This window comes from Microvenator marinus (assembly GCF_007993755.1).
Classification (GTDB): domain Bacteria; phylum Myxococcota_A; class Bradymonadia; order Bradymonadales; family Bradymonadaceae; genus Allomicrovenator; species Allomicrovenator marinus.
The window spans coordinates 630852-655155 of sequence record NZ_CP042467.1; the positions used below are offsets into that span (position 1 = coordinate 630852).

Annotated in this window: 18 protein-coding genes; 6 read left to right on the plus strand and 12 right to left on the minus strand. The window is 54.5% G+C overall.

Going from position 1 to position 24304, the window contains the following annotated elements; all coding sequences use genetic code 11:
- Positions 1-25: 25 nt before the first annotated feature.
- Positions 26-472: a hypothetical protein gene (locus tag FRD01_RS02680; RefSeq protein ID WP_146957403.1), complete on the minus strand. Its 447-nt coding sequence runs from the start codon at positions 470-472 to the stop codon at positions 26-28.
- A complete protein-coding gene (locus FRD01_RS02685) occupies positions 469-1641 on the minus strand; it encodes a hypothetical protein (protein WP_146957405.1) in 1173 nt (390 codons plus the stop codon). Before FRD01_RS02685 ends, FRD01_RS02680 begins: the two co-directional genes overlap by 4 nt.
- Before the next feature lie 1350 nt (positions 1642-2991).
- Between FRD01_RS02685 and FRD01_RS02690 the strand changes: the two genes are divergently transcribed.
- On the plus strand, positions 2992-3798 hold the full coding sequence (locus tag FRD01_RS02690) for a hypothetical protein (RefSeq protein ID WP_146957407.1): 807 nt from the start codon (positions 2992-2994) through the stop codon (positions 3796-3798).
- Positions 3799-3855: 57 nt separating this feature from the next.
- Here the strand turns inward: FRD01_RS02690 and FRD01_RS02695 are convergent, their stop codons facing one another.
- The 8 genes from FRD01_RS02695 to FRD01_RS02730 all read right to left on the minus strand — a co-directional run bounded on the left by FRD01_RS02695 (position 3856) and on the right by FRD01_RS02730 (position 11185).
- The gene (locus tag FRD01_RS02695; protein WP_146957409.1) at positions 3856-4422 is read right to left on the minus strand and encodes a NifU family protein; all 567 of its coding nucleotides are present in this window, start codon (positions 4420-4422) and stop codon (positions 3856-3858) included.
- Complete coding sequence (sufU, locus tag FRD01_RS02700; RefSeq protein ID WP_146957411.1) at positions 4419-4892, minus strand: Fe-S cluster assembly sulfur transfer protein SufU; 474 nt, start codon at positions 4890-4892, stop codon at positions 4419-4421. Before sufU ends, FRD01_RS02695 begins: the two co-directional genes overlap by 4 nt.
- Positions 4889-6133, minus strand: a complete 1245-nt coding sequence (locus tag FRD01_RS02705) for a cysteine desulfurase (RefSeq protein WP_249755948.1) — start codon at positions 6131-6133, stop codon at positions 4889-4891. The genes sufU and FRD01_RS02705 overlap by 4 nt, the downstream gene beginning before the upstream one ends.
- 7 nt (positions 6134-6140) lie before the next feature.
- Positions 6141-7409 carry a Fe-S cluster assembly protein SufD gene (sufD, locus tag FRD01_RS02710; protein ID WP_146957413.1) on the minus strand — a complete coding sequence of 423 codons (1269 nt, stop codon included), beginning with the start codon at positions 7407-7409 and terminating at the stop codon, positions 6141-6143.
- Positions 7406-8173, minus strand: coding sequence for a Fe-S cluster assembly ATPase SufC (gene sufC, locus FRD01_RS02715; protein WP_146957415.1), 768 nt, complete (start codon positions 8171-8173; stop codon positions 7406-7408). The genes sufD and sufC overlap by 4 nt, the downstream gene beginning before the upstream one ends.
- Before the next feature lie 18 nt (positions 8174-8191).
- The gene (gene sufB, locus FRD01_RS02720) at positions 8192-9628 is read right to left on the minus strand and encodes a Fe-S cluster assembly protein SufB (RefSeq protein WP_146957417.1); all 1437 of its coding nucleotides are present in this window, start codon (positions 9626-9628) and stop codon (positions 8192-8194) included.
- A 9-nt stretch (positions 9629-9637) separates the two neighbouring features.
- Positions 9638-10117: an RrF2 family transcriptional regulator gene (locus FRD01_RS02725; RefSeq protein ID WP_146957419.1), complete on the minus strand. Its 480-nt coding sequence runs from the start codon at positions 10115-10117 to the stop codon at positions 9638-9640.
- Between the two features lie 177 nt (positions 10118-10294).
- A complete protein-coding gene (locus tag FRD01_RS02730; RefSeq protein ID WP_146957421.1) occupies positions 10295-11185 on the minus strand; it encodes an alpha/beta hydrolase in 891 nt (296 codons plus the stop codon).
- 59 nt (positions 11186-11244) lie between these two features.
- Between FRD01_RS02730 and FRD01_RS02735 the strand changes: the two genes are divergently transcribed.
- From FRD01_RS02735 to FRD01_RS02750, 4 genes are all read left to right on the plus strand, one after another.
- Positions 11245-11940, plus strand: coding sequence for a lysophospholipid acyltransferase family protein (locus tag FRD01_RS02735; protein ID WP_146957423.1), 696 nt, complete (start codon positions 11245-11247; stop codon positions 11938-11940).
- Between the two features lie 80 nt (positions 11941-12020).
- Positions 12021-14294, plus strand: a complete 2274-nt coding sequence (locus FRD01_RS02740) for an NADP-dependent malic enzyme (RefSeq protein ID WP_146957425.1) — start codon at positions 12021-12023, stop codon at positions 14292-14294.
- A gap of 8 nt (positions 14295-14302) precedes the next feature.
- Entirely contained in the window at positions 14303-16273 is a 1971-nt protein-coding gene (gene ligA / locus FRD01_RS02745; RefSeq protein WP_146957427.1) for an NAD-dependent DNA ligase LigA, read from the plus strand.
- Positions 16274-16318: 45 nt separating this feature from the next.
- A complete protein-coding gene (locus FRD01_RS02750; RefSeq protein ID WP_146957429.1) occupies positions 16319-17542 on the plus strand; it encodes a hybrid sensor histidine kinase/response regulator in 1224 nt (407 codons plus the stop codon).
- On the opposite strand, the gene FRD01_RS02755 is transcribed toward FRD01_RS02750, so the two are convergent.
- Positions 17539-22497 carry a tetratricopeptide repeat protein gene (locus tag FRD01_RS02755; protein ID WP_146957431.1) on the minus strand — a complete coding sequence of 1653 codons (4959 nt, stop codon included), beginning with the start codon at positions 22495-22497 and terminating at the stop codon, positions 17539-17541. The genes FRD01_RS02750 and FRD01_RS02755 overlap by 4 nt on opposite strands.
- A gap of 51 nt (positions 22498-22548) precedes the next feature.
- A complete protein-coding gene (locus FRD01_RS02760) occupies positions 22549-23502 on the minus strand; it encodes a peptidase MA family metallohydrolase (protein WP_146957433.1) in 954 nt (317 codons plus the stop codon).
- A 261-nt stretch (positions 23503-23763) separates the two neighbouring features.
- Here FRD01_RS02760 and FRD01_RS02765 point away from each other — a divergent pair, with 261 nt between their 5' ends.
- Complete coding sequence (locus tag FRD01_RS02765) at positions 23764-24261, plus strand: hypothetical protein (RefSeq protein WP_146957435.1); 498 nt, start codon at positions 23764-23766, stop codon at positions 24259-24261.
- Positions 24262-24304 lie beyond the last annotated feature (43 nt).

Genomic DNA, 24304 nt, shown 5'->3' on the forward strand with positions numbered 1-24304 from the left:
TGCGCCGCCATTAAGAGAGGTAAAACTATCTGCAGTAGACGCGTTGGCTGCATTGTTGACCTTCTGGGCACATCTCGTCCTCTTCACACGGCGTGAGACGACTACACACCTTTGCGATACAATTCGGCTCGGATGGGTCGGTACATTCTTCACTTGTCGTGCACTCTGGCGCGGTGAAATATCCCTCCGAAAAGTCCTCACCATGGTCAAAATAGCAGCCCTTATCTGGAGTGCCGTTGAACAAACATCCCCTTAACGCCAAGCACACATCGATGTTGCAAGAAGTACCCCTTGGACAATCCGTATCACGACTACATGGTATCAACGCGTCCGTATCCATATCCGGATCGTCCAGCATATCCTGCATATCATTGAAGTCAGGTCCCGCATCAGCGGGCATGTCCGGCGCTTCTACGACCTGATCGTCGGAACAGGAAAGCAGAACAATAAAAATGCACACAAAGTATCTCATGGAATTACCTTTTCTACGCAAATAGGGACCACGTTCGCCAATCGACCTTGAAAATCGTGATAAATGTTGAGTCCACGGATGATTGGGTGCGAAGCTTTACAAGTTGCCTTGACCATTGTCGGACACTTCAGCGGATCCCCCGTTCCGCCTGAACACTCAGGGTCTTTTTCCATCGGAAATCCAATCATTTGAGTCAATGAAAACCGCCGTCCAAACAATCGTTGGTCATAGTCTTGGGCTGGAATCGCAGCGGTTGGCACGGTCAATTTGTTGCCTGTTCCATCCGGATTTCCTGCCGTCCCATCCGGTAAGACACAGATCAACTTCTCGAGTCCAAGCAGATGAGTTTCATTCCTGCTGAACTCAAGTCCTGAAAGCAGGTAGCCAGGTGGGCATGTCTTGAATGATGGTGGCCGGATGTAAACCTCATTCTTTCCCTCGCGAACCGCTCCTCTGGCTTCATTTTTCGCCACGAGCGCACGCCTTAGCTCGCTGAAAGCTATCGAGCCTCCCAAAGTGTCGAAGCGAGGTTCGATAGTGTTGCCTCCAATATTCAAGAAACGCCAATTCGATGTGAAAGGTACGGAACTGTAAGGTGCGCAAATCAGAAAGAAGCTACCCACACCTGCCCCGGAGTCGATTAACGTTTGCCTATCGGCGAAGAGATTAGATTCTCCCACCGGCTTATCGTCTTTAACTCCCAAATGGAGCGAACCTAAAACCCCCACTCCAACCCCAGGGTCGCTTTCGATGTACACACCGTCTTTTGTAGCGGTCGGATAGCTCGCACCGCATAAGAATTGAATGTATTTGCCGTGATGGGGGGAGTTCGGATCCGGATTTTCTATCGGCTTTGTCTCTATGGATGGGAGACCGTTGATTACTTCACCTTCATCCGTGGATTCATTCCACTCCACACAAACTGAATTGGAATGTATCTGTCCGTCTACCACAACAGTTTGCACTTCCTGCCTAGAGCACCCGCGCGCTTGGTCTTTTTCTCCATAAACGGGCGAAGGAAGCCAAGGGTTTTCGCCATCCCGGTTAGAGTACTTCCAATCGTCTCCGATTGCCGTGAACTGAGTCCCAAATTTGCCTTCTTGTCCCGGCGTCACTTTCTCCCATCCTTGTGGTACGACGGCCCCTTCATAGCTTGTTCCGTGAATCACACCGAACGCCTGGAGCCACCTGTAGCTTGGGTTGTTTCCATCTCCAAACGTTAGTAAGTTTTCCGCGAGAACGGCGCCCCCACTGGTTCCTTCAGCGGAGTCCAAAGTCGTGCGATGCAGGTGATGAAAGTCGCGTTGCTCGGGGGCGGTATCAGCTTGTCTACACAGATAGTTCTTTAAGTTCTGAAATGCTCCTGAATATTCGCCAGATAAACAAGCGCTTGGGGTTAGCGGGAGCCTTGGGATAAACGGCGATGTGTACGAGGCTTTAACAGCGGTGTCACTTTCAATGAAACCGTACTCGGGCTTTGCGACCTCAATTTGATCGAAAAAAACCGACGGCGAGATGAGTGGGAAAGGCCTCATTCCCATCCAATCTGGAGGGTCGAGTTGACGGGCCTTGAGAAGGGCTATGTCTTTGGACGGAGAAGTGGGCAACAAAGGGGCAAACCCTTGGCCCCAGAGTGTCCCTTGTACATGGTGAGGATCAGGCTGCGCAATTGATTCAATCTCAAAGCGCCACTCTCCCCGCAAAGTTTCGTGGATTTGGCTTGATGACTTTTGTGCCCACTTTTCTAGACCCAACGCAAAGAGACGATTGGGAAGAAACGGAGAAAGTTCGTCATCGCCACATCGAAGAGTATCGCCCCACGCTTCATTTAAAACATCGTACCCAGTTGCCGTGGGGGTATCGTTCCAATGAATTCCGAGAAATGACTCGAACTGCACCTGATACCTCGGTTGGGTCGTATTGAGGGTGTGCAGCGCCGTCAGGGCTCGGGTGTCCGAAGTCATAAAAAACGTCCCTATGAAGCCCGCTCCGATGTCCTTGCAATCTAACTCTTCGTTTAAAACGTTGGCTCGCAATGCCCCTGTGGAGCGATTAAAAGCTGCCACGTTATGCGCTTGGCTTCGCCAGCCAGGTTGGCGCGCAAGTTCGTATACGCCTCTTGTGGTTTCAACGTGACGTTTACCGAAGACTACTTCCTGCCTGCGCGTTTCTTCAATTTTGTCCCCCTCTCCATCACTGTAGCAGCCCGAAAGCGCAAAAAGTGCTAGGCACCATAGTGTTGCGTGTTGCGTGTTGCGTGTTGCGTGTTGCGTGTTGCGTGTTGCGTGTTGCGTGTTTGCACGATTCTTCCCCTGTTTTGGTCCCCTCAAGTTAGGACAGTTGTTTTAGAGAGTGTCCCAAACCGAGATAGATACGTCAATATCGGAAAATCTGCATCAAACCACTCTGACTTCCGCGTGTGCCCAAGTTTCACGCCCAAACCAAAAAAATGAATAAAATGCGCAACACTTGGAAATTTTGGCCGAAAACATCTTTGTAACCTTTGTTGCGAGATATTTATGGGAGCCAAAAAAATTCATAAGCGCCACGAGAAGTGGTGTACCGACTTCGCACTCCAACTCTCGTGTGACGTCAGGTCTTCGGTAGTATTGAGGCAACAACTTGAGGTGGATGCTCTTGTTCGAGTCATTCCAACAACCGAGCTTTGGGTTGAACTCACGCCCGACCTCTTGAGGCGCGATGTGATCGTAGAGCATTTTTCGGGTTCGGTCAGCACAGCAGCTTATGCCAACTCTTTGGCGAAGATCGCACATTTGCTTCAAAACTTCGAGAAGGTGGCGCTCAAGGAACGTGGAGGTCTAAGACCACCGATTCTCGTGATACTTTCCTACCAACGACCTGATCGACTTTTGCGCGAAAAAGGGCTTTTTGAGGAAACAGAGAATCCCGGAATTTGGAGACGGAGTCCTCTGAATTTAGGAGGCATGTTTTTGGTGGCCACGTCACACCTGCCAGATGACCCCGTCTACGACTGGATGAGAGTGTCCACAAGGCTACCGGAAACGGGAGAGCAGTTCGGTACTGCGATGCGATTGATGCACGAGCAGAAGTTGTCTAAACTAAAGGAAGAAGCGTTGGAGAGGGTTGTTATGGAATTCTTTATCGATGGTAAATCGCCGATTGAGCTTAAGGCCGAGCTGGCCGAAGAACGTGCCCTGCGCGCTCAAATCGAAGCGGAGCGGCTCAAAGAGCATGAGGAGCGGCTCAAAGAGCGAGAGGAGCGGCTCAAAGAGCGTGATCGGCGTATGGAACTGGAACGAGAGCTCGAACTCATGAAAGCGCAAATCGCAGAACTCAAAAAATAGGCCACCACTAAGGATTTGCCGGGCAGCAAGCGGCGGAGTCTCCTCAGAATAGCCGGGCTAGATGGCTACGACTTCGATATCGGGGTCTACCTGCATCTGGATAGCGTTCTCAATGGCCATAAGAGTGCCCATGGAAGACGCCGGACACGTGCCACACGCACCCTGGTAACGAATTAAGAGCTGGTTGTTCACAAACCCCTTGATCTCGAGGCCACCACCGTCCGACTGCAGGAATGGAAGGATGTCTTCGTCCAGAATTTGCTGAATTTCTGGGATTCGCGGGTCATCTAGACCCACGCCCTCCCCTTCAATCGGCTCACCTTGATGAAGCATAGACTCACCAATGCTCGCATCTTCAACGACCGCCTCGCGGATTGGAATCGCTACTTCACGAAGCAACTCGTGCCAGCTAACCCCTCCATCTTGCGTGATCGTCACCCAGGTGTGCGTGTAGTAGACCGATTGAACGTGCTCCACTTCGAAGAGCGCTCGCGCAAAAGGAACCGACGCTGCCTGTTCCGCGTTATGAAACTCCCCAGCAATCCCAAAGGGCGTCAAGGGTTCATCGAGGATGAACTTTACGGCGTTGGGATTGGGCGTGTACTCAATTTCTTTAATCTTCATGAGTTCTCCCACACATCGTGCTCGCCCTCAGTACTGGCACCTTCTGCACCGCCCAGCGCAGCACTCAGTGTATGCCAGGGAAGGACCGCACATTTGATACGGTTGGGGAGTTGAGCCACTCCCTTAAACACCCGAAGATGGCCCAGATGCTCGGATTGCTCCTCACTTTCCTGACTCGCCATCATCAGTCGAAACTCCTCCACCAATTCTCGAGCTTCGTCTACGGATTTACCTTTGACTCGAGACGTCATCATCGACGCCGCGGCTTTGGAGATCGCGCAGCCCGCTCCATCAAAAGACACATCCTTCACGGTGTCGGAATCGACCACCAGATAGACATGATAGTCGTCCCCACAGAGTGGATTGTGGCCGTGTGCGTCGTGCGTACAAGGCTCCAGAACCCCGAAATTTCGAGGCTTCCTATTATGGTCAAGTATGACCTCTTGGTAGAGGTCTCGTAAGTCTGTCATACGCCAAAAATCTCCCGAACATGTTCGATAGCGCCCACCAATTGATCTACGTCTTCTTCGTTATTGTAGAAGGCGACCGAAGCACGTGCCGTCGCCGGCACACCGAGCCTCTTCATCAGTGGCTGCGTGCAGTGATGCCCGGCTCGAATCGCCACACCCGCCTGGTCTAGAATGGTTCCGATATCGTGTGGATGAACGTCGGAGATACCAAATGAATAGACCGAGGCGCGATCTTTGTCCGGCCCAAACACCCTGACCCCTTCCAACGCTTTGAGGCGCCCGAGGGCGTAGTCCCCAAGCGAGGCCTCACGCTCAGCAATGCGGTCCATGCCGATCGTTTCCAGATAGTCGATGGCCGCCCCGAGCCCAACCACCGGCAGAATTGCAGGCGTTCCAGCCTCGAATTTATGCGGAATTTGGTTGTAGGTCGTCTTCTCAAAACTCACGGACAAAATCATGTCGCCGCCACCCATGAAGGGCTGCATTCTCTCTAGCCACGAGGCCTTTCCGTAAAGAACACCGGAGCCGGTAGGCGCGCACATCTTATGCCCAGAAAAGACGTAGAAATCGGCGTCCAAATCCTGCACGTCAACTTTCATATGAGGCGTGGCCTGGCAACCATCCACGAGGACAGGAATGTCGCGTTGATGGGCAAGGCTCACCAAGCGTTTGACGTCGTTGATGGTGCCCAAGGAATTGGACACATGCACAAGTCCCACAAGGCGCGTGCGCTCTGATAAGGCTTCCACAAACGCGTCTTCTTCGATCCGGCCGTCGTCGGTGATGGGCACCACCTTCAACACGATGCCCTTCTCGTCACGGAGCATCTGCCAGGGAACGATATTCGCGTGGTGTTCCATGGTGGTGATGACCACCTCGTCACCGGCTTTGAGGTACTTTCGCCCATAACCGTGCATGACGAGGTTGATGCCTTCGGTGGCACCCCGCACAAAGACAATTTCACGGTCTTCACGCGCGTTGATGAAGTCCTTGACCTTGGTGCGTACACCTTCAAAGGCATCCGTAGCCCGCTGACTCAAGGCATGAACGCCGCGATGAATATTGCTATGCTCGGTGCGCTGATAGGTCAAAAGACGCTCGAGCACGGGTTCTGGAACGTGGCTCGACGCCGCGTTGTCCAAAAACGCCAGACGCTTCCCGTGAACTTTCTGGTCTAGGATTGGAAAGTCCTTTCGGACCCTCTCCCAATCCACCATCGTCTCATGAAGTGCGGCACTCATACTTACCTCAACGGGTTCTGGAACGCGCGATCTCAATCAAACGTTGACGAAGCGAAGGCACGTCGATTTCATCGAGAACTTCACCGGCAAACGCGTAGGTCAACATGCCGCGCGCAGCCTGTTCGTCGTATCCGCGACTCTTCAGGTAGAAGACTTGCTCGTCGTCGAGCTGCCCGATGGTCGCGCCGTGTGTACAGCGCACGTCGTCCGCAAAGATCTCGAGCTGCGGCTTCGCGTCAACCTTGGCTTTGTCCGAGAGCAAGAGCGAGCGATTGAGCTGGTAAGCATCGATCTTTTGAGCGCCCTTCTGCACGAAAATCTTACCGTTGAAGACTGCGTGCCCCTTGCCCCCAGCCACGATCTTGTGGAGCTGGTGGCTGTTGCAGTGCGGCCGCGTGTTATCGATGATCGTATGGGTATCACTGAGTTGCTCGTCAACGAGCAGCGCCAGGCCATCGATACGAGCGAACGCACCCTCGCCTTCGTGACGTGCCAAGAGGTCGTGGCGCGCCCAGGCTCCACCTACGGAAATCGTGTACGAGTCGTAATGGCTATTGGCGCCGAGACGCACGGCCGAGCGCAACAAATGCTGTGCCTTCGGACCTTCGTCCTGTACGCGAATATGCGTCACGTGAGCGTTTTCACCCACGAGCACTTCAGTGACTGCATTCCGGAAATAATTCTGGCCTTCGTCCGCGCTTCGATATTCCTCAACGAGGCGAGCCTTGGAGTTTCTGCCGATGACGATGATCGTCCGGTTCGCAAATACGGAATCCGCTGCAGCATTTCCTACGTTGAGCAGATGAAGCGGTAATTCTGCAGACGTATCTGGCGGCACCACCACACAGAGCACTTCGGGCGCTAGCATGTCATTTTGCGACTTGAACACATCGCTCCAATACGAAGCACCGTGTCCAATCGCATCTTTAACAGCGCCTTGTGCTGCCGCATCCAAGTCCTCAAGACGTCCAACCTGAACGTTTGAGGCCGAAGGCAGGCTTTGAATCGCCCCGTTGACCGTCAACGCAACGTGGTTGTGGCATTCTTCGATCTCAAACGCTTTTGCTACCTTGGCATCAATCGTGCCGCTCCAAACCGGATTTAACTCGCGATTTGTGACCGACTTAACTTCGCTAAATCGCCATTCTTCATGTTTATGGGTTGGAGGGTCCAAGTCCGATTTGGCCTTCGCCTCGGCTCGAAATGCTTCGAGCAACGCTGGCGTCGGGACCTGAGCACTCCAACTCCCCGAGATAAACGGGTGAGTGTTGCTCATGCTGCCCCCTTATCGTCCAAAACCCACTCGTAGCCTCGCTCTTCGAGCTCGAGCGCCAATTCACGCCCACCAGACTTGACGATCTTGCCGTCCACCATGACGTGCACAAAGTCCGGCTCCACGTAGTTGAGAAGTCGCTGATAGTGCGTGATCAGGACAACTGCATTGCCCTCATTTTGCAGGGTGTTGATGCCTGCAGCGACAGTCCGAAGTGCGTCGATATCGAGCCCTGAGTCGGTCTCATCAAGGAGGGCGAGCTTCGGATTTAAGACCGCCATTTGAAGGATCTCGTTTCGCTTCTTCTCACCGCCCGAGAACCCGACATTGACACTACGGTCCAAGAATTTCGGGTCCATATCCACGGTCTTGAGACGCTCTCGGACATAGTCATCAAACTCGAGCGGGTCGAGCTCTTCTTTGCCCTGCTCTTTGCAGATCGCGTTGTACGACTCGCGCAAAAACGAAGAGTTTGAAACGCCCGGGACTTCAATCGGGTATTGGAACGCCAAGAACACGCCAGCACGAGCGCGCTCGTCGGCTTCCAACTCGAGGAGGTCATTGCCTTCAAACTCGACGGTGCCGTCAGTGACTTCGTAGGCCGGGTGGCCCGCCACGATCTTGGTCAAGGTGGACTTGCCGCTACCGTTTGGCCCCATGATGGCATGGACCTCGCCCGCGTTAACGGTCAGGCTAAAGCCTTTGAGAATTTTTGGGCCAGTTTCCGCCACTTTGGCGTGCAAATTTTCAATTTTAAGAAGAGTCATAATTCTACTCCGGTGGACTTAGCCCACGCTGCCTTCAAGCTTAATTCCAAGTAATTTTTGAGCTTCCACGGCGAACTCCATCGGGAGCTCACGGAAAACATCTTTGCAAAATCCGTTAATGATCATGGAGATGGCGTTCTCTTCATCGATTCCCCGTTGGAGGAAGTAGAAGATCTGGTCCTCTCCGATTCTCGAAGTGGTCGCCTCGTGCTCGACCTGAGCGGTCGGGTTGTTGACCTCGATATACGGGAAGGTATGAGCGCCACATTCTTCGCCGATGAGCATCGAATCACATTCGGCATAACTACGCGCACCCTCAGCGCCCTTCATGATCTTGACCAGTCCGCGATACGAGTTCTGCGAGCGACCAGCTGAGATACCTTTAGAGATGATGGTGCTCCTCGTGTTCTTCCCGAGGTGGATCATCTTGGTTCCCGTGTCGGCCTGCTGCATGTTGTTCGTGAGTGCGACCGAATAGAACTCACCGATCGAGTTATCCCCTTTGAGGATACAGCTCGGGTACTTCCACGTAATCGCTGAGCCCGTCTCGACCTGCGTCCAGGAAATCTTGGACGACTCGCCAGCGCAAAGTCCGCGCTTCGTCACAAAGTTGTAAATTCCGCCCTTCCCGTCTTTGTCTCCGGCGTACCAGTTTTGTACGGTCGAGTACTTGATCTCGGCGCGCTCCATGGCGACCAATTCCACCACGGCGGCGTGCAACTGGTTCGTGTCGAACTGTGGAGCCGTGCAGCCTTCAAGGTAGCTCACGTACGCGTCGTCCTCACACACAATCAAAGTGCGCTCGAACTGACCGGAATCCTGCGTGTTGATGCGGAAATAAGTCGAGAGTTCCATCGGAGACTTTACGCCTTTGGGCACAAACACAAAGGAGCCATCGGAGAACACAGCCGAGTTCAGGGCCGCGTAGAAGTTGTCGGTATAAGGCACCACGGAGCCCAAGTACTTCTGAACCAGGTCCGGGTACTCTTTGATGGCCTCACTGAACGAGCAGAAAATCACGCCCGCATCTTTGAGCTTCTTCTTGAAGGTCGTAGCCACACTGACGCTGTCAAAGACGGCATCCACAGCCACGTTTTGCAGCATCTTCTGCTCGTAGAGCGGGATCCCGAGCTTCTCATAGACTTCGAGAATCTGTGGGTCGACCTCATCGAGGCTTTCTTTCTGCTTCTTAACCTTGGGGGCCGAGTAGTAGATGATGTCCTGGAAGTTCGGCTTTTCATATGTCACGTTGGGCCACTCGGGCTCTTCGAGCGTAAGCCAATGCCGATAGGCTTTGAGACGCCACTCCAACATCCACTCCGGCTCTTCCTTCTTGGCCGAAAGCGCCCGAATAATGTCTTCATCCAGACCGCGTGGAAGCTGGTCAGCCTCGATATCCGAAACAAATCCGTATTTGTACGGCTTGTCTATCATTGCTTGAATTTCAGAACTCATATCTTCTCCTCATGCGACCGGGCAGAATACTTCATCTGGTGGGGGCGCGAGTTTCTGTAGGTAATTGGTTACAGCGTTTTGATCTCTTAAGAGCACTGCGATCGAGACATTATCGAGGGTTCGCACTACGAACTCAGCGATATGGCTCCAGACGGGCCTAAGCGTACATTTGCACTCGTGTGCACACGCCGTGAGCTCGCCGGTATAGCGCTCGCAAATCTCATCGATATCGAACATGCCGCCTAGCGCACGCACAGCGTCACCAACACTGATGCGGTCGGGCGAGCGGGCGAGCACGTAGCCTCCGTTGACGCCACGCTTGGCCTCGATCAAGTCGTTTTGAGCCAAGATGCGCAATATCTTTTGGGTGTACGGAAGCGAGAGCCCTTCTTTTTCGGCAATGGTTTGCGCCGAAATAGGCTCTTCTGGATGCCGTGCGACATGCAGCAAACATCTCAATCCGTATTCTTCCAGGGCTGTGATTTTCATAGTCTCAGTCCTCCGAGGCGGCGGACCCTACACAAAGGGTTTAAGAACATCAACGCCAAAACCATACAATTTTGCATCAATTTTGACTCAACGGCATTGGGCTTGGTCCTTCGCCGTCTTTAGGATGCATCACTACCCCAAATTGATTCCAAATACCATACTTTTTTGTATTAGAATTTAACGCGGGAGAATCCAGTCCCACGCATCACGTGCCGCGTCCGTCCATGTGAATGCGTGAAAGCTATGAGGACCGTCAAAGGACTGCATCTCCACCTTCGAACCTGAAGACGAAAGGACTGTGAAAAGCGCATCAGAATGGACGCGCAGCGGATCCTGTGTCGCGCGAACGACCTTCACCAACCCACGCACCCTCGCGCCACTGGTCAATAGGTCGATAGGATCAGGCACCTCTGCGCTGCCGGCAAACGCCAGCCGTGCGCGCTCAACTTCGGATTCGGCCATCTTCGAGTCACAACGCACGTTGCGCTTCATATCCATAAGCCCCGAGATGGGCACAGTCAGTGTAGGCCTAAACCCAAGCCGCTCGATTCGCCGCGCCCAAACCTCGTCTACCTCGCCGCTCATCGCGAGAGCGGTCATCATGACCAGGTAAGCGCCTGCTGACTCTCCAACCAACACAACTTCCGGACCTTCAACACCCAGCAACTCACGATTCGCGGCAGCCCACTCGAGCGCCGATGCGATATCCTGGAGAGCAGACGGATATTTGTGTTCAGGAGCAAGCCTGTAATTCACATTCAGAGTGACGTAGCCACGAGCCGCAATCTCGCGCGCGATATGCCGATGCGAGTCCTTGCTGAGCAGCCTGAACCCACCGCCGTGTACGTGAATAGCGATGCCTTTCGTTGGGCCCACGGGCATCAACACGTCGAGACGGTGCGCGGGATCTGGGCCGTAGGGGATATCGGCCAATACATTGACCTTCTCACTGGAAATCTCAAGCTTCCCCAAAAAGTCCGCGGCCCCAAACAAAAATCCCACGCCAAATTCGGCAAGTGCTCGTTCGGTTTGAGTTGCGGTGCTGACAAGTGCGCTGAGAAAAGGCATAGTGACCTCCTGATAAGCAAGATGCACCCCTGTGCAACTTGGTGCGCCTAGATTCCAAGATGTCCACCGACCTGACTCGCCCCATTCCAGCCATTACTCTCAAGGCACTCGACCGGGTGAGCCGATACTTTGACACTCAACTTTACGACGCTCACAAGATTCCCGAAGGTGGTGTCCTCATCGTAGGAAACCACGCGCTCGCTGGGATTGACGCGCTCGCACTGATGCCGAAACTCTACGATGCGACTGGCCGAGCCCCGCGTGGCTTGGGCTTGAAGGCGCTCTTTGATGTCCCTGTCCTCAAGAATATTCTGGAGGAATGTGGGGCGGTGGCAGGTGAACGAAAGACGGCGTGTGAGCTGCTCGAGGCTCAAGAGATGGTGGTCGTCTATCCCGGTGGCGCCAAGGACTCGCTCAAGACGCGCTCAGAGCGCTACCGCCTCAAATGGGATGGTCGCAACGGTTTCGCACATGTAGCCATCAAGACGGGAAAGCCGGTTGTACCTATCGCCGGAATTGGCCCCGACGAAGTGTTCCCCATATTAACAAGCCATGGACTCCGCGTGCCATGGCTCAACAATCAGCGGGTGCCACTCTTTTTGCCGTTGGCACGTCGCGTGCCGTTCAGGTTCTACGTGGGTGACCCCATCTACCCTCCAGAGCACACGCTTGAGACCGATTCATCGCACTTCGCTCGGGAGGTCTCGACCGCTTTGCAAGACCTCATCGATCGAGGTCTGAAAGAGCGTCCTTAGAAACGCGTGTTCACCGTGCAAACGGTCTGTGATACCACGTTTGACGACCCACTGATGTGTCAAACCACAGGCCAACCATTATGCCGCAACATGCCCCTGTCAGGCGCAAAGACGCGCTCGAATACCACGAGTTTCCGACACCCGGAAAATTCGAGATCACCCCCACCAAGCCTCTCTCTTCTCAACGTGACCTCGCCCTTGCCTACTCACCAGGAGTGGCCGAGCCTTGTCGAGAGATCGTCAAAGAACCGAATGACGTGTTTCGCTACACGAACAAGGGAAATCTGGTTGCGGTGATCACGAACGGGACGGCGGTTTTGGGCCTTGGGAATATCGGGCCACTCGCGGCTAAACCCGTCATGGAAGGCAAGGCCGTCTTGCTCAAGTCGCTGGCCAATATCGACACCTTCGACATTGAATTGGATGCGGCCGACCCGGACGTTTTTATTCAGTGCGTCAAAGCCATGGAGCCCACATTTGGCGCCATCAATCTTGAAGACATCAAGGCGCCGGAGTGCTTTTATATCGAAGAGCAACTCCGTGAGAAAATGAACATTCCGGTCTTCCACGACGACCAGCATGGAACGGCCATTATCGTGAGTGCGGCACTTATCAATGCTGCCCTTTTGCAACAAAAGGAGATGGGCGAACTCAAGGTGGTGTTCAGCGGTGCGGGCGCAGCGGCCATAGCGACCGCTCGGCTCTTCTGCAGCCTCGGCGTCATGCGCGAAAACATCATCATGACGGATATCGAGGGGGTGATTCATTCGGAGCGCGAGGGGCTCGACGAGTGGAGACGCTATTTCGCCAAAGATACCAAGTTCCGCACCCTGGCTGAGTGCCTGGTAGGAGCGGACGTTTTTGTGGGTCTCTCCGCCGGAGGCGTCATGTCTCAAGACATGGTCCGAACGATGGCGGCAAAAGCCATCATCTTTGCGCTCGCAAACCCCGACCCCGAGATTTCCTATCCAGACGCACGCGCTGTCCGCGACGATATCATCATGGGTACGGGCCGAAGCGACTTCCCAAATCAGGTCAATAACGTACTTGGCTTTCCGTTCCTCTTCAGGGGCGCTCTGGATGTTGGGGCGACCACGATCAATGAAGAGATGAAGATCGCCGCGGTTCACGCCATTGCGTCCCTGGCCCGGGAAGAAGTCCCCGAGTCGGTGTTGAAGGCGTACGGAACTGAGGCCTTAAAATTTGGACCTGAGTACATCATCCCAAAGCCTTTCGACCCCCGCGTACTCTTGCGCGTGGCGCCCGCGGTGGCCGAGGCCGCGAGCGAGTGTGGAGTGGCTCGAAAACCACTGACCGACGTTCAGCTTTATCGAGATAAACTCGAAGCCTCGCAGGCACTCTCCAAGCAGATTATTCGATATCTGATTCGCAAGGCTCGCCGCTCACCAAAGCGCATTTTGTTTCCGGAAGGAAATCACGACAAGATACTGCACGCCGCGCAGATTCTGGTCGACGAGCATATCGCGATCCCGATCTTGATGGGCAAAGAAGACGAAATTCGCGCCCGCGCCCAAGAGCTCGATCTCGACGTTGAGGGCATTGAGATTTTCGACCCCGCGCTCGATTCTGAGTACAACAACATGGTCGAAGCGCTCTACAAACGGCGCCACCGTCACGGTGTGACACGCGAGGAAGCGCGCAAGCGACTTCGCCATCGCGAGGACTACGGCATGGTCATGCTCGCCGAGCACCGAGCTGACGGGCTTGTTACGGGCATTACCAAAAACTACGGGCACTCGCTTCGCCCAGGTCTCGAGGTGATAGGCACGCATTCTCCAAGAGCTTTTGGGGTTCACCTCGTGCTTACGAAGACCGGGCTCATCTTTTTTGCGGACACTACGGTCAATATCAATCCCGATGCGGAGGCCCTCGCGCAGGTCGCGATTCAAACGGCCGACTTCGCGCGTACCTTTGACGTGGTGCCTCGAATCGCGATGTTGAGTTATTCGAACTTCGGGCAGAGTCGAAACCCTCAGGCACAAAAGGTTTCTGAGGCGACCTCCATCGTTCACAAACGTCGCCCCGACTTGAGGATTGACGGTGAGATGCAGGTGGACCCCGCGCTCGACGTGGACTTCCGGGCATCGACCTTCGACTTTTCAACGCTAGATGGTCGCGCAAATGTCCTGATTTTCCCATCTCTCGACGCCTCAAACATCGCGTATAAGCTGATGCGGCATATCGGAGGCGCCGAAGTCATCGGCCCTATCCTCTTGGGCATGAATCGCCCCATGAATATCATCGACAGAGCCGGCAGTGTGGCCTCTATCGTCAATCTAACTGTAATCACAGCGATCGAAGCCCAGAGGCGAGAGATCGGCAGCAAAATCTGAGGTCAATTATGGTGGATATCACACGCTCGCAGCCATGGATGCAACTTGAGGTCGAAGACCTTGAGAGCGCAGTCCAGTTCCACAACAAAGCCTACTGGGTGGATAATAACGCGGTCATCTCTGACGAGGACTTCGACCGACTCGTCGAAGCTCTTCGCACCAAGGCTCCTCAAAGCCCGGTGCTCGACGCGATTGGCCCGGAAGGCGCCGCGGAGGGCTTTGAATTCGAAGGCGAGAAAGTCGCCCACGATCCACCGATGCTCTCGTTGGACAAGTGTTATGACGAAGCCACGCTCCTCAAATGGTTCGGGAAATTCGACGGCGAAGTCGTCGTAAGCCCCAAGGTTGATGGCGTGGCCGTGTGCATTCGCTACGACCAAAACGGCGAACTCGTGATTGGCTCCACTCGCGGCAACGGAACCGTTGGTGAGCTCATCACCGAGAACGTGAAGCGAATTGTCGATGTTCCACTAAAGATTTCCGATGGACCGCTCGAGGTGCGAGGCGAAGCCTACCTGCCGCTTGATGTGTTTCGCGCAAAATTCGAGGGCGAGTATTCAAGCCCCAGAAACCTCACTGCCGGCGCGCTCAAGCAGAAAGATCCAGAGAAAACTCGGCGTTTTGAGGTCCACTTCTTCGCCTACGATGCGATAGGTCGCGAGTTTCAAAGCGAAAACGAAAAGATGCTCTTTCTCGCAAAGCTTGGGTTCTCTGAAGTGGAGAGCACGGTCGTTCACGTGGACGGACTTCAAGCCGCCTACGACGATATCTCAGCTCGACGTGCGAGCCTGAACTACGAGACCGACGGCCTTGTTTACAAGGTCAATTCCATCGAAGAACAAGAACGGATGGGATTTACAGCTCACCACCCGCGATACGCTATTGCGTACAAGTTTCAAGGGGATGCCGGGCAAAGCGTGCTGCGTGAGATCCACTGGAGCGTCTCTCGAACTGGGGCGATTAATCCGGTTGGGGTGGTGGATCCTGTAGACCTCTCCGGCGCAACCGTGACGCGTTGTAGCCTCCATAACCTCTCGATCATGGACAAGCTTGGCGGCGACAAGGGGCTAACGCTCAATTCAAAAGTCCTCATGGTGCGTCGCGGCGGCGTGATTCCACATCTCGAGCGTGTTCTAGAGGCCGGAGACATCCCGGTTGAACTACCCTCAGAGTGTCCGTTTTGCGGAGCGCCAACACGACGGGACGGCGATATTCTGGTCGCAGACCACCAGCCGAACTGTCGAGGAAGCCGTCTCAAAGAGCTCGAACACTTCGCAACCGTCATGGAGATTAAGGGATTCGGGCCAAAGATTTTGGAGACCCTCTACGAGGCCGAGCTCGTCACTGCACCGGTGGACTTCTTCGCGATAACACCGGAAGACCTCATGAGTCTTGAGCGTGTGGGCCGAAAGCTCGCGGAAAAACTTGTCGAGAAGATTCGGGAACGGAGAAAACCTCGTGCGGAAGTCTTCTTGCGCGCGCTTGGTATCGATGAACTCGGAAATCACGTGAGCAAAATCCTGGCTCAACGCTACGACTCCATCGAAGCGATCCTGGACATCAAAGAAGAGGAGCTCGCCTCCATCCACACCATCGGTGATATCATCGCCCAAAAGGTCTGTTCAGGGCTTGAGCACAGGCGAGAAGATATCTTGGAGTTGGCAGATATCCTCGAAATTCAGTTCGTCAAGGAGGAGCCGAAAGAAGGAGCATTGCGTGGCAAGAAGTTTCTCTTTACGGGCGCTATGGAATCCATGTCTCGCAAAGACGCGCAGAAGAAAGTCCAAGCACTTGGCGGGGAGACACCGAGCGGAGTCATCAAAGACTTGGACTATCTCGTCATTGGCGACGCAGACCTCGAAAAGTTCAAGGGTGGCTGGAGAACCAACAAACTTGAGAAAGCGGAAGCCTATAATCGAGAAGGCGGTGACATCAAAATCATCGGAGAAACAGATTTCTTGGGCCTGATCGACCTTTAGAGCTTCGTTTACAACACTTTATTTTTCCGATAGTTAAGAGAGACCATGGAACGCACCTTTCTCGTCATCGATGACGAACCTGACATTCTGGACTCCATCTATCGCCTTTTCCGAAAGGAATACCGTGTACTGAGAGCCCAGAACACGAGAGATGCGTGGGAGCTCATCGAGAACGAAGAGGTCCATGTCGTTCTGACCGACCAGCGAATGCCAGAGACTACAGGTGTGGAGTTTTTGACCGAATTGCGGGCCACACATCCAGATATCGTTCGGGTGCTCCTCACCGGGTATTCAAGCCTCGATAGCGTGATTGAAGCTATCAACGAAGGCAGCGTTTACCGCTACATCGCAAAACCGTGGAACCCTCTCGAGCTCAAGCTCTTTGTCTCGCAGGCGTTCGACTATTTCGAAACGCGTCGCGAACGTGAACTCCTGGTTGAGAAGCTCAAAGAGGCAAACGCGCAACTCGAGGAACAGAACCAGGCGCTTCAAGACAAAAACGAAGAACTTAAACTCCTAGACCGCATGAAATCGGTGTTCATGGAGGTGGTGAGCCATGAGTTGAATACCCCTATCGCGGTCATCCTCGGTTACGAGTTTTTGTTACGTCGCGAACTAACCCCGGCCACGAATGTGGTTATTGGAAAGGCTCTAGCGGGCATCGAGAGCAGCGCAAACCGCCTCAAGAACATCAGTTCTAGAATTTTCAAGATGATGGCCACCGAAGACCCTTCGATGACCTTGGACCTGCAGCCGACAAAGGCCAGTGAACTGGGGGATGCCCTGCGTCTACACGTGGACCCGTTCCTCGTGCGCCGGCACCAAAAGCTCCGAATTGATATCCCTTCGCCCTTCCCGCCGCTCTATGTGGACCGCGAAAAAATCATCGACGTGCTCATCAATGTGGTTATGAACGCAATCAAATTCTCCCACGACAACCAAGAGATCGTCTTAGCGTTTGGGAGACTCGATGATTCCAGATACGAGGTCTGGGTTCAGGATCAAGGGATTGGTATTGAAGAAGAAGACCTCCAACAGGTTTTTGCCCCGTTTTTCAGTTCGTTCAACTCCCAGTATCACTCATCCGGCGAGTTCGAGTTCGGCAAGCGCGGGATCGGGCTTGGGCTAGCGCTGGCGCGCCGATTCGTGGAAATGCACGGGGGCACCATCCAAATGGACAGCACCCCCGGCGAAGGTACACGCGTTGGGATTCAGTTGCCGTTTCAGCCCGAGAAATTCGACTCATCGGGCGAAATGAACAAACTCTAAATCCGATTGAACTGAGAAGGTCTCGAACCCAAACCGACCTTGAATCTAGCCAAGAGGAAAGCCTCAGACATTCCGAACTTGAAGAGATTTTCGACGTCCTTCGAGCGCCTCAACTGCTTCTGAGTCGCCTCTTCACTTAGCGGCTCGCTCCAGCCCGACATCCGCAGGGTACCAGAGGTAGCGGCTTGAATATCCGACGCACTAAGAAGGCCTACCCGCAGTGCAAACGAATGAAGTTGCGCAGGCCACGCCTCGCAATGGGCACTCGCAATAGTCTCCAGTGCCGGCTCGAGCGCCTGTACCACTCTTCGTCTCGCAACCGCAAAGAACGGGCTCGACACAGCGTCGGCCATCTCCTGACTACGGGCGTCCACACGTTCACTGAACCCAGCACCGGTCTGCTTGTACAAAATCCCTTCGAGCAAGTGCCAGATCTCTCGGCCATCGAGCGCGCTCAGTGCCGAAACTTCAGACCAGGCCAGAGCCGCAGAATATCCGGCGAGGAAGCGCAACTCGGGCTCGGAACACTTCTCGATTAACTCGGAGTTGAACCAAGAAACCGGCGTGGACTCATGGAAGACAAACGGCGTGTTCTGTGCCGAATCCGACGCAAAAGCCTTGATCTTCTTGATGCCAAACATCTGCCCCGCATTGGCAAGGGCATCGAGCAATCTCGAGTCCTCGATCTTCTGAGCGTCCAACGCCTTCTTCTGAGGAAGGTCGCCGCCCCAGAGCTTCTCCGCAATCGGCATCACAGCATGCAGTGCTGCAAAGTACGGGCGAAGGTCCTCTGGAAGCAAAAGCTGACGGATATCATCGTCCGAGAATGCCCTCGAAACGCTTGATTTAGCGCGGATTTCCTCGCCTTCAACCTTCATGTTCAGGGTCCGAAGGAACTGACGAGCGACACGCGCACGGTCGTAGGCTTGAATCTTCTCAAAAACCTCGACCATTCCCTTGTACGTCGTCGACTCGAAGGGCTCTTCGGCCACCAGCGTCTCAAAATGCTTAAGCGCTTCAGTCTCGCGACCCACGCTCCTCGAGAGCGTGAAAGCCAGGCGTCGACGGTAGTCTAGGGTCGATTCAGGGCCTCCAATAGCCACCAAGTCGCGATAGAGACGTGCCGCCTCGTCAGCGCGCCCAAGGTCTTCATCGAGCGCCACAGCGGCTCGCCCAACAAGCGCAATCCTCGTCGGCACATCGAGTTCTTTCGCAAACGACTCGATCTCAATGCAGCAATCATGAAGCTCATTGAGCTCCCACGCAATCTCGAGCAACTCATCCACATCGTCCAATGAGGACGGTTGTGAGCGCACGAGCTTCCACTGGAGGGCATAGGCCTGAGCCGCATCTCCAAGGTCCACCTTGTATGCCCGCACCAAACGGCGCCAATCCAAGATTTGGGATTCGAGTGCGTTGAACGAAAGCGTCTCCTCAAAAAGTCCGATTCCGCGCTCTACGTCGCCAAAATCACAATGGAGATGAGCCAGTTTTAGCCGAACTTGAGTGTACGACGGATGAGATACCTTCGGATGAAGCAACATCTCCAGATGCTCAATAGCCTTCGCCGCGTCGCCGATTCGAACGCATAGCTCAGCCAGGTCGAGTCCCGAGTTCAAACGGTCGATCGGTGAATCCGACTTCAATACCTCTCGGAAATGAAGCTCTTGGAACTGCGCCGCCGACTCCAAGTCGTCGAGCGAGCGGCATACGCCCACAATCGCACTCAGATTCCTCGGGTCATTTGAAAGCTGCCAGGCATGCTCATAGGCATGACGAGCACCATCGAGGTCCAAAATCTTCTCTTCCAACACCTCGCCGAGCTTCTCGAAGAGCTCAGCTCGACGGGCATCACCGAGCTCGATGTTGGCCACGTGAGACTCAAGCGCCGTGCGCATCGCATCCCAAATCTGGCCTGTCTCAAGCGCTGCAAAAAGCTCGTCAACAATGGGCCCGTCTTCGATCGCCGGCTCGTTGCCAAACGCGATCTCGACCGCCTCTTCAAGCACCTCACGCGATTCAAGGCCCTGCAACACAGCCGCTAAATCGACGCTCCTCTTGACCCTGAGGTCTCGAGAAACCGCCGCTGCGATCTCTTCGCGCGTCAAAGAAATCCACTTTTCCACATCTTTGTGGGCCGAGGCTTCTTCGATTCTCAAACGAAGAACGTCCGGATCAACTGAATCCCCCTCAGGCTTCAGGCCAGCCTTCACGCGCTGGATCTCCCGCCGAAGTCGGCTTACCTTCGAGTCTCCATCCTCGATCCAAGCCTCAGCGAGCTCATTAGGCAACCAGCCGACAAACCAATTGCGCTCATCGGCGCTCGCGCTCTCGAGAACACGAATCAATGTCTGTTTAGTTGGCCCATTCCACTCTTTGACCCCGACCACCTGCTCAACCCCAAACCATGGGTGTTCGTCGCGCTGACGCAAAAGACCCGCGCGATCTCCGGCAAGTCCAGCACATAAGCGAACAACAGCCTGGTTTTCGGTGCAATGTTCATCACCATGAACACGGTAGCCGACGCTCTTCTGAGGAGTCCCACTCGCCCGCTCGCGAATCCGCGCGATCGAGAGGAAATAGGTGTCACGAGCCTCAGCTGGCATGGTGCGAAGTGCAAGCTCCTCCAACTCTTTGGAGAGCTTCATCGCATCCACTCCCGCGGCACGCCAGGTTCTCAGAATGCCGTAGAGCCAGTGGATATTCTCGGCCTCGATGCGCGCACCTTTCATCCAGTAGCCATAGGCCTCGGCTGGACTTTCCAGGCGCCATTCCAAGACATTGGCAATCTCGGCCAAAAGAATTGGCTGATCTTCAGGAAGCGTTCTTACGACGCGCTCCTCAAGCACCGAAATCAGCGCTCGCCAATTCCCTGTTTGGCGGTGCAAACGTGCCAACGCGAAGAAGACATGAGGGTTTGACGGATTGAGTTCCTGAATCCGCGTGTAGAGAAGCACGGCGTCCGCCTCATGCCCACACTCGAACTCCATCAACTCGGCGAGCGCTCCAAGGTGGCGCTCAGCTTCGCGTTTGTCGGGGCTCGACACCAGCTGGGCCTCCGTCATCGCTACGAGCTCATCCCATCGGGCGCCTCGCACGTAGATACGGCCGAGACCTTCCAAAGCAGGCAGGTAGTCCGGAAGTAGGTTCAGGGCGCGTCGGTAGGCGTCTTCCGCCACGTCGGTCATGCCCAGTTTATCCACAGCGATGCTCGCGTTTCGAACCAAGAGCGCCGCCGATTCTTCCTCGTCGTCGATCAAGCCGAGCTCTCGCTCGTTCAGCATCAACAAATCATTCCAACGCTCGCCGCGGGAATAGAGCCGTCCCAGCGCGGCAAAGGCGCGCGATTGCTCGGGGTCCAACTCGAGGATCTCTTCCCAAGCCCCAATCGCAACTTCGGTATGCTGAAGCCTGTCTTCAGCAATCTCCGCGACCTTCTCCAAAAGATAGAGCTTTTGGCGTCTGGACTCAGTCGCGCTCACGCTCGCCAGGAAGAGGTCGGCGAGTTCTGTCCACCGCCCTTCCCTCTCCATGAGACGCGCTGCGCCCTTGAGCGCCGGTAGATAGCCATTTCTGTGTCGCACCACGGTCAAGTAGTGCTTAAGAGCCTTCGACGCCTGATTCAGACGCTGTTCATAAATCTCGGCAACCTGGAAATGCCGTCGCCAAACAAACGGGGCCTCCCCAAGGTGAGCAATCTCTGTCTCATACAAGTCCGCCAAGAGTCCCCATTCACCCAAACGACTGTAGAGTCGGCCCAGCGCACGAATCGCAGGCGTAAACGAGGGCTCGTGTTGCAAAGCCTCAACGTAGACCTCCGCCGCAGCACTTTCTAGCCCGGCATCTGGTCTATGGTGGGACTGAGACTCGTAAAGGCGCCCAAGCTCCCAAAGGGTCCAGACCCGCTCATCGGATGAGAGTCCTGGATTCGCAAGACGGGCGTTCAAGAGGTCGATGAGCTTAGCATCTTGAGCGTCAGTGGCGTGCAAAAGGGCCACATATCCCTCACGCACAAGCGCATCTTCCTCGAAGTCTTGGCCCGCGCGCTCGAGTACTTCAGCCGCAGTCTTAGGGTCGCGCTGATAGGTCATCTGGCTGAGTTCAAGCGCAATCGGGGCCACACGGCGGCTAAGGCGAGCCTCGGAAAGGAACTCAAAGCCCTCGTCTTTGGCGCCCGTGTCACGAAGAAGTGAATAGAGAAGGTCTTCGACGTCGTCCCCTGCAATCGTGTGCGAGAGGGAGTCCTTGAGCACGTTGCTCGCCTCGTCAATCCTTGCGTGGCTCGCTAACCAGGAGGCTTCCATCGCCACGAGCTGGGCTCGCGTCTGACCGTCGAGCTCGGGATGATGACGAAGGGTGTTTAGAGCGCGAATCGCCTCGTCTGAACGTCCCAACTCGAGCAGGAAGTCCACACAGAGCAAGGTCGCAAATTGCGCACTCAGCGCTGGCATATCCTCGAGCGGTCGAGCTCCGGTCACCTCATCGAGCCTTTGGAGAAGGGATTCAGGAGATTCACCATCGACCCAAGCCAAACGAATTGCGTCCAAACCCTCTACAAGTCCGGCCTCGGACGCAATATGCTCGACCACGTCACGGGAGTCGTCACCGTGCGCAAGGAGGACTCGTCGGCAAAGTTCCCAAAACTCGCGATCTGCCCCAAAGTCTTTGGCGAAGCGGCCTTGTTTGGCCTCGATTCGGTCAAATTGCCCGAGTGCCTCACGTGCGAGAAGCTCAGAGAACGCCTTGTTGCGACGGGTGGACTCATGGTCCCGAATCAAGCGCGCTTCCTCAGCCATCATCCGCGCGAAGGTCTCGAGCGTATCTTGACGCAAAGCCACCTCTTCGGGCGGGCGAAACGACGCCATCCGTTCGGTGATTGCTCCCTCAGACTCATTGGGTCTTAATATGCGGGCTGCGCGCGACTCATTTTCATGGGTACGTAATTCCTTCGCCATCCTTAGCACTCCTCTATGTTGACCATCCTTGGTCAGTATTGGGCGCGCCGCTTAATGCTCTCCAGGCAATGGATATTGCGATTCATCGTAATCCCATGCCGGGTTGTCCTTCATGGACGCTAGCTTTTGTGCGGTGCGCTTCTTACGCAATCTCCAAGCTACTAGGAAAAGCAGACTTGCGCCAAAAAATATGACAATTCCGTCCATGAAAAGCGACCACAAACTTGATGCGTTCTTCAAATCTTGGCGCCAACGCCCCTCCGCAACAGGGACACTTTCACCCGTAACCTTACGAAAAGACTGATGAAAGCTATCCCCTTGCTCCATATTTTGAAAAAGTCTCGAAAACACATCGTCTCCGTGCCTATCTCTCAAATCTCGAACAAAATGGAACGATTGAGCGTACGCAAGTGATGCCGTGTTATGATGCTCAGGAAAGCTAAACTCCAGATCTCCAAAGGCAATCAGGCCGCTCGCCGCGGCTGCGCGCGATAAAAGCTCACTCCTGTCGGCCGTCCACTCATCGGCGTGAAGCACAGCAAACCCCTCGTGAAACCATCTTGGAACTTTCTTGCCCCTCGCAGCGATATCAACGGCGACGTGCGCCAATTCGTGTCTGAACGTCGCGTCAACCTCAGCCATACCCTGAGCCCCCGGTTTGTTTGCCACAATCACCGTTGCGCGATTTGAAAACGAAAGGCCGGCCGCCCATTCGGGCGCATTGTTTGGAATTTGATGAAGCCTGAAATAGTCCCCTACCCGCTTCAATACCCACACTTGGATAGGCTTCATTTCCTCGACACCCAAAGATGCCTTGAGCTTCGCCAGGTCCGCTGGGGCCGTCTCCATTAAATCCTCAGCAGCCTTTGATGCTGCTTCTGGGTAGTGAAACACCAACCCATTATCTGCCGATGGACGGCTCTCAATCTGCTCAAGACTTGATTGCGCAAAGACCGACCCCGACAAAACCAACGCAAAAACCAAAGTTATCAACTTGCGAAACATATTCACCTCGTCACTCTGATTCCCCGCAATGCACTTCGGATTCCAAATTCGCGTGGTGGACGACCAGGCGCTCAAAACCGTCAAAAAAATGACACGAGTGACACGTTTGTCACACTCTTGCCTTGGTGATGCCCCGCCTCTGTAAAAAACATGCTAAACATCAAGCACTTGAAAGGCTGGCACGAATATCGCTTACCTTTAGCGAGCAGAAGGAAACGGGCTCATGTCGGGCCCGTCGGTTAAGTAGTAAAGGAAGGAAAAATGAAGAAATTTTTGGTCATGATGTGTGCTGCGGCTCTCGCTGGTTCGATTGGTTGTGGTGACGACGAGGAAACACCCTCAAATAACAACAACAACAACACCAACAATGAAACGACTCAAACAAACAATGAGACGACTCAGACAAACAATGAGACGACTCAGACAAACAACGAAACGACAACTAACAACCAAACCACCACAAACAACCAGACCACCACAAACAACCAGACCACCACAAACGGTGGAACTTTCGAGCCATGCGCTGATTACTGCACGCAGTACGAAGCAAATTGCGCGGAAGCATTCGCTACCGATTACACCGACAACGCTGGTTGCTTGACAGCATGTGAAGCGTTCGAAGTTGGTACAGAAGGCGACACAACAGGCGATACGGCTGCATGCCGTCTCTACCACGTGGGCGCTGCAGCTGCTGACGCTGCTACTCACTGCCCGCACGCTGGTGCAACTCCAACTGAGTTCTGCGTAGCAGCCGAATAATCCGAATCGGATAGAATCAAAAAAGGCGTGGTCGATGACCACG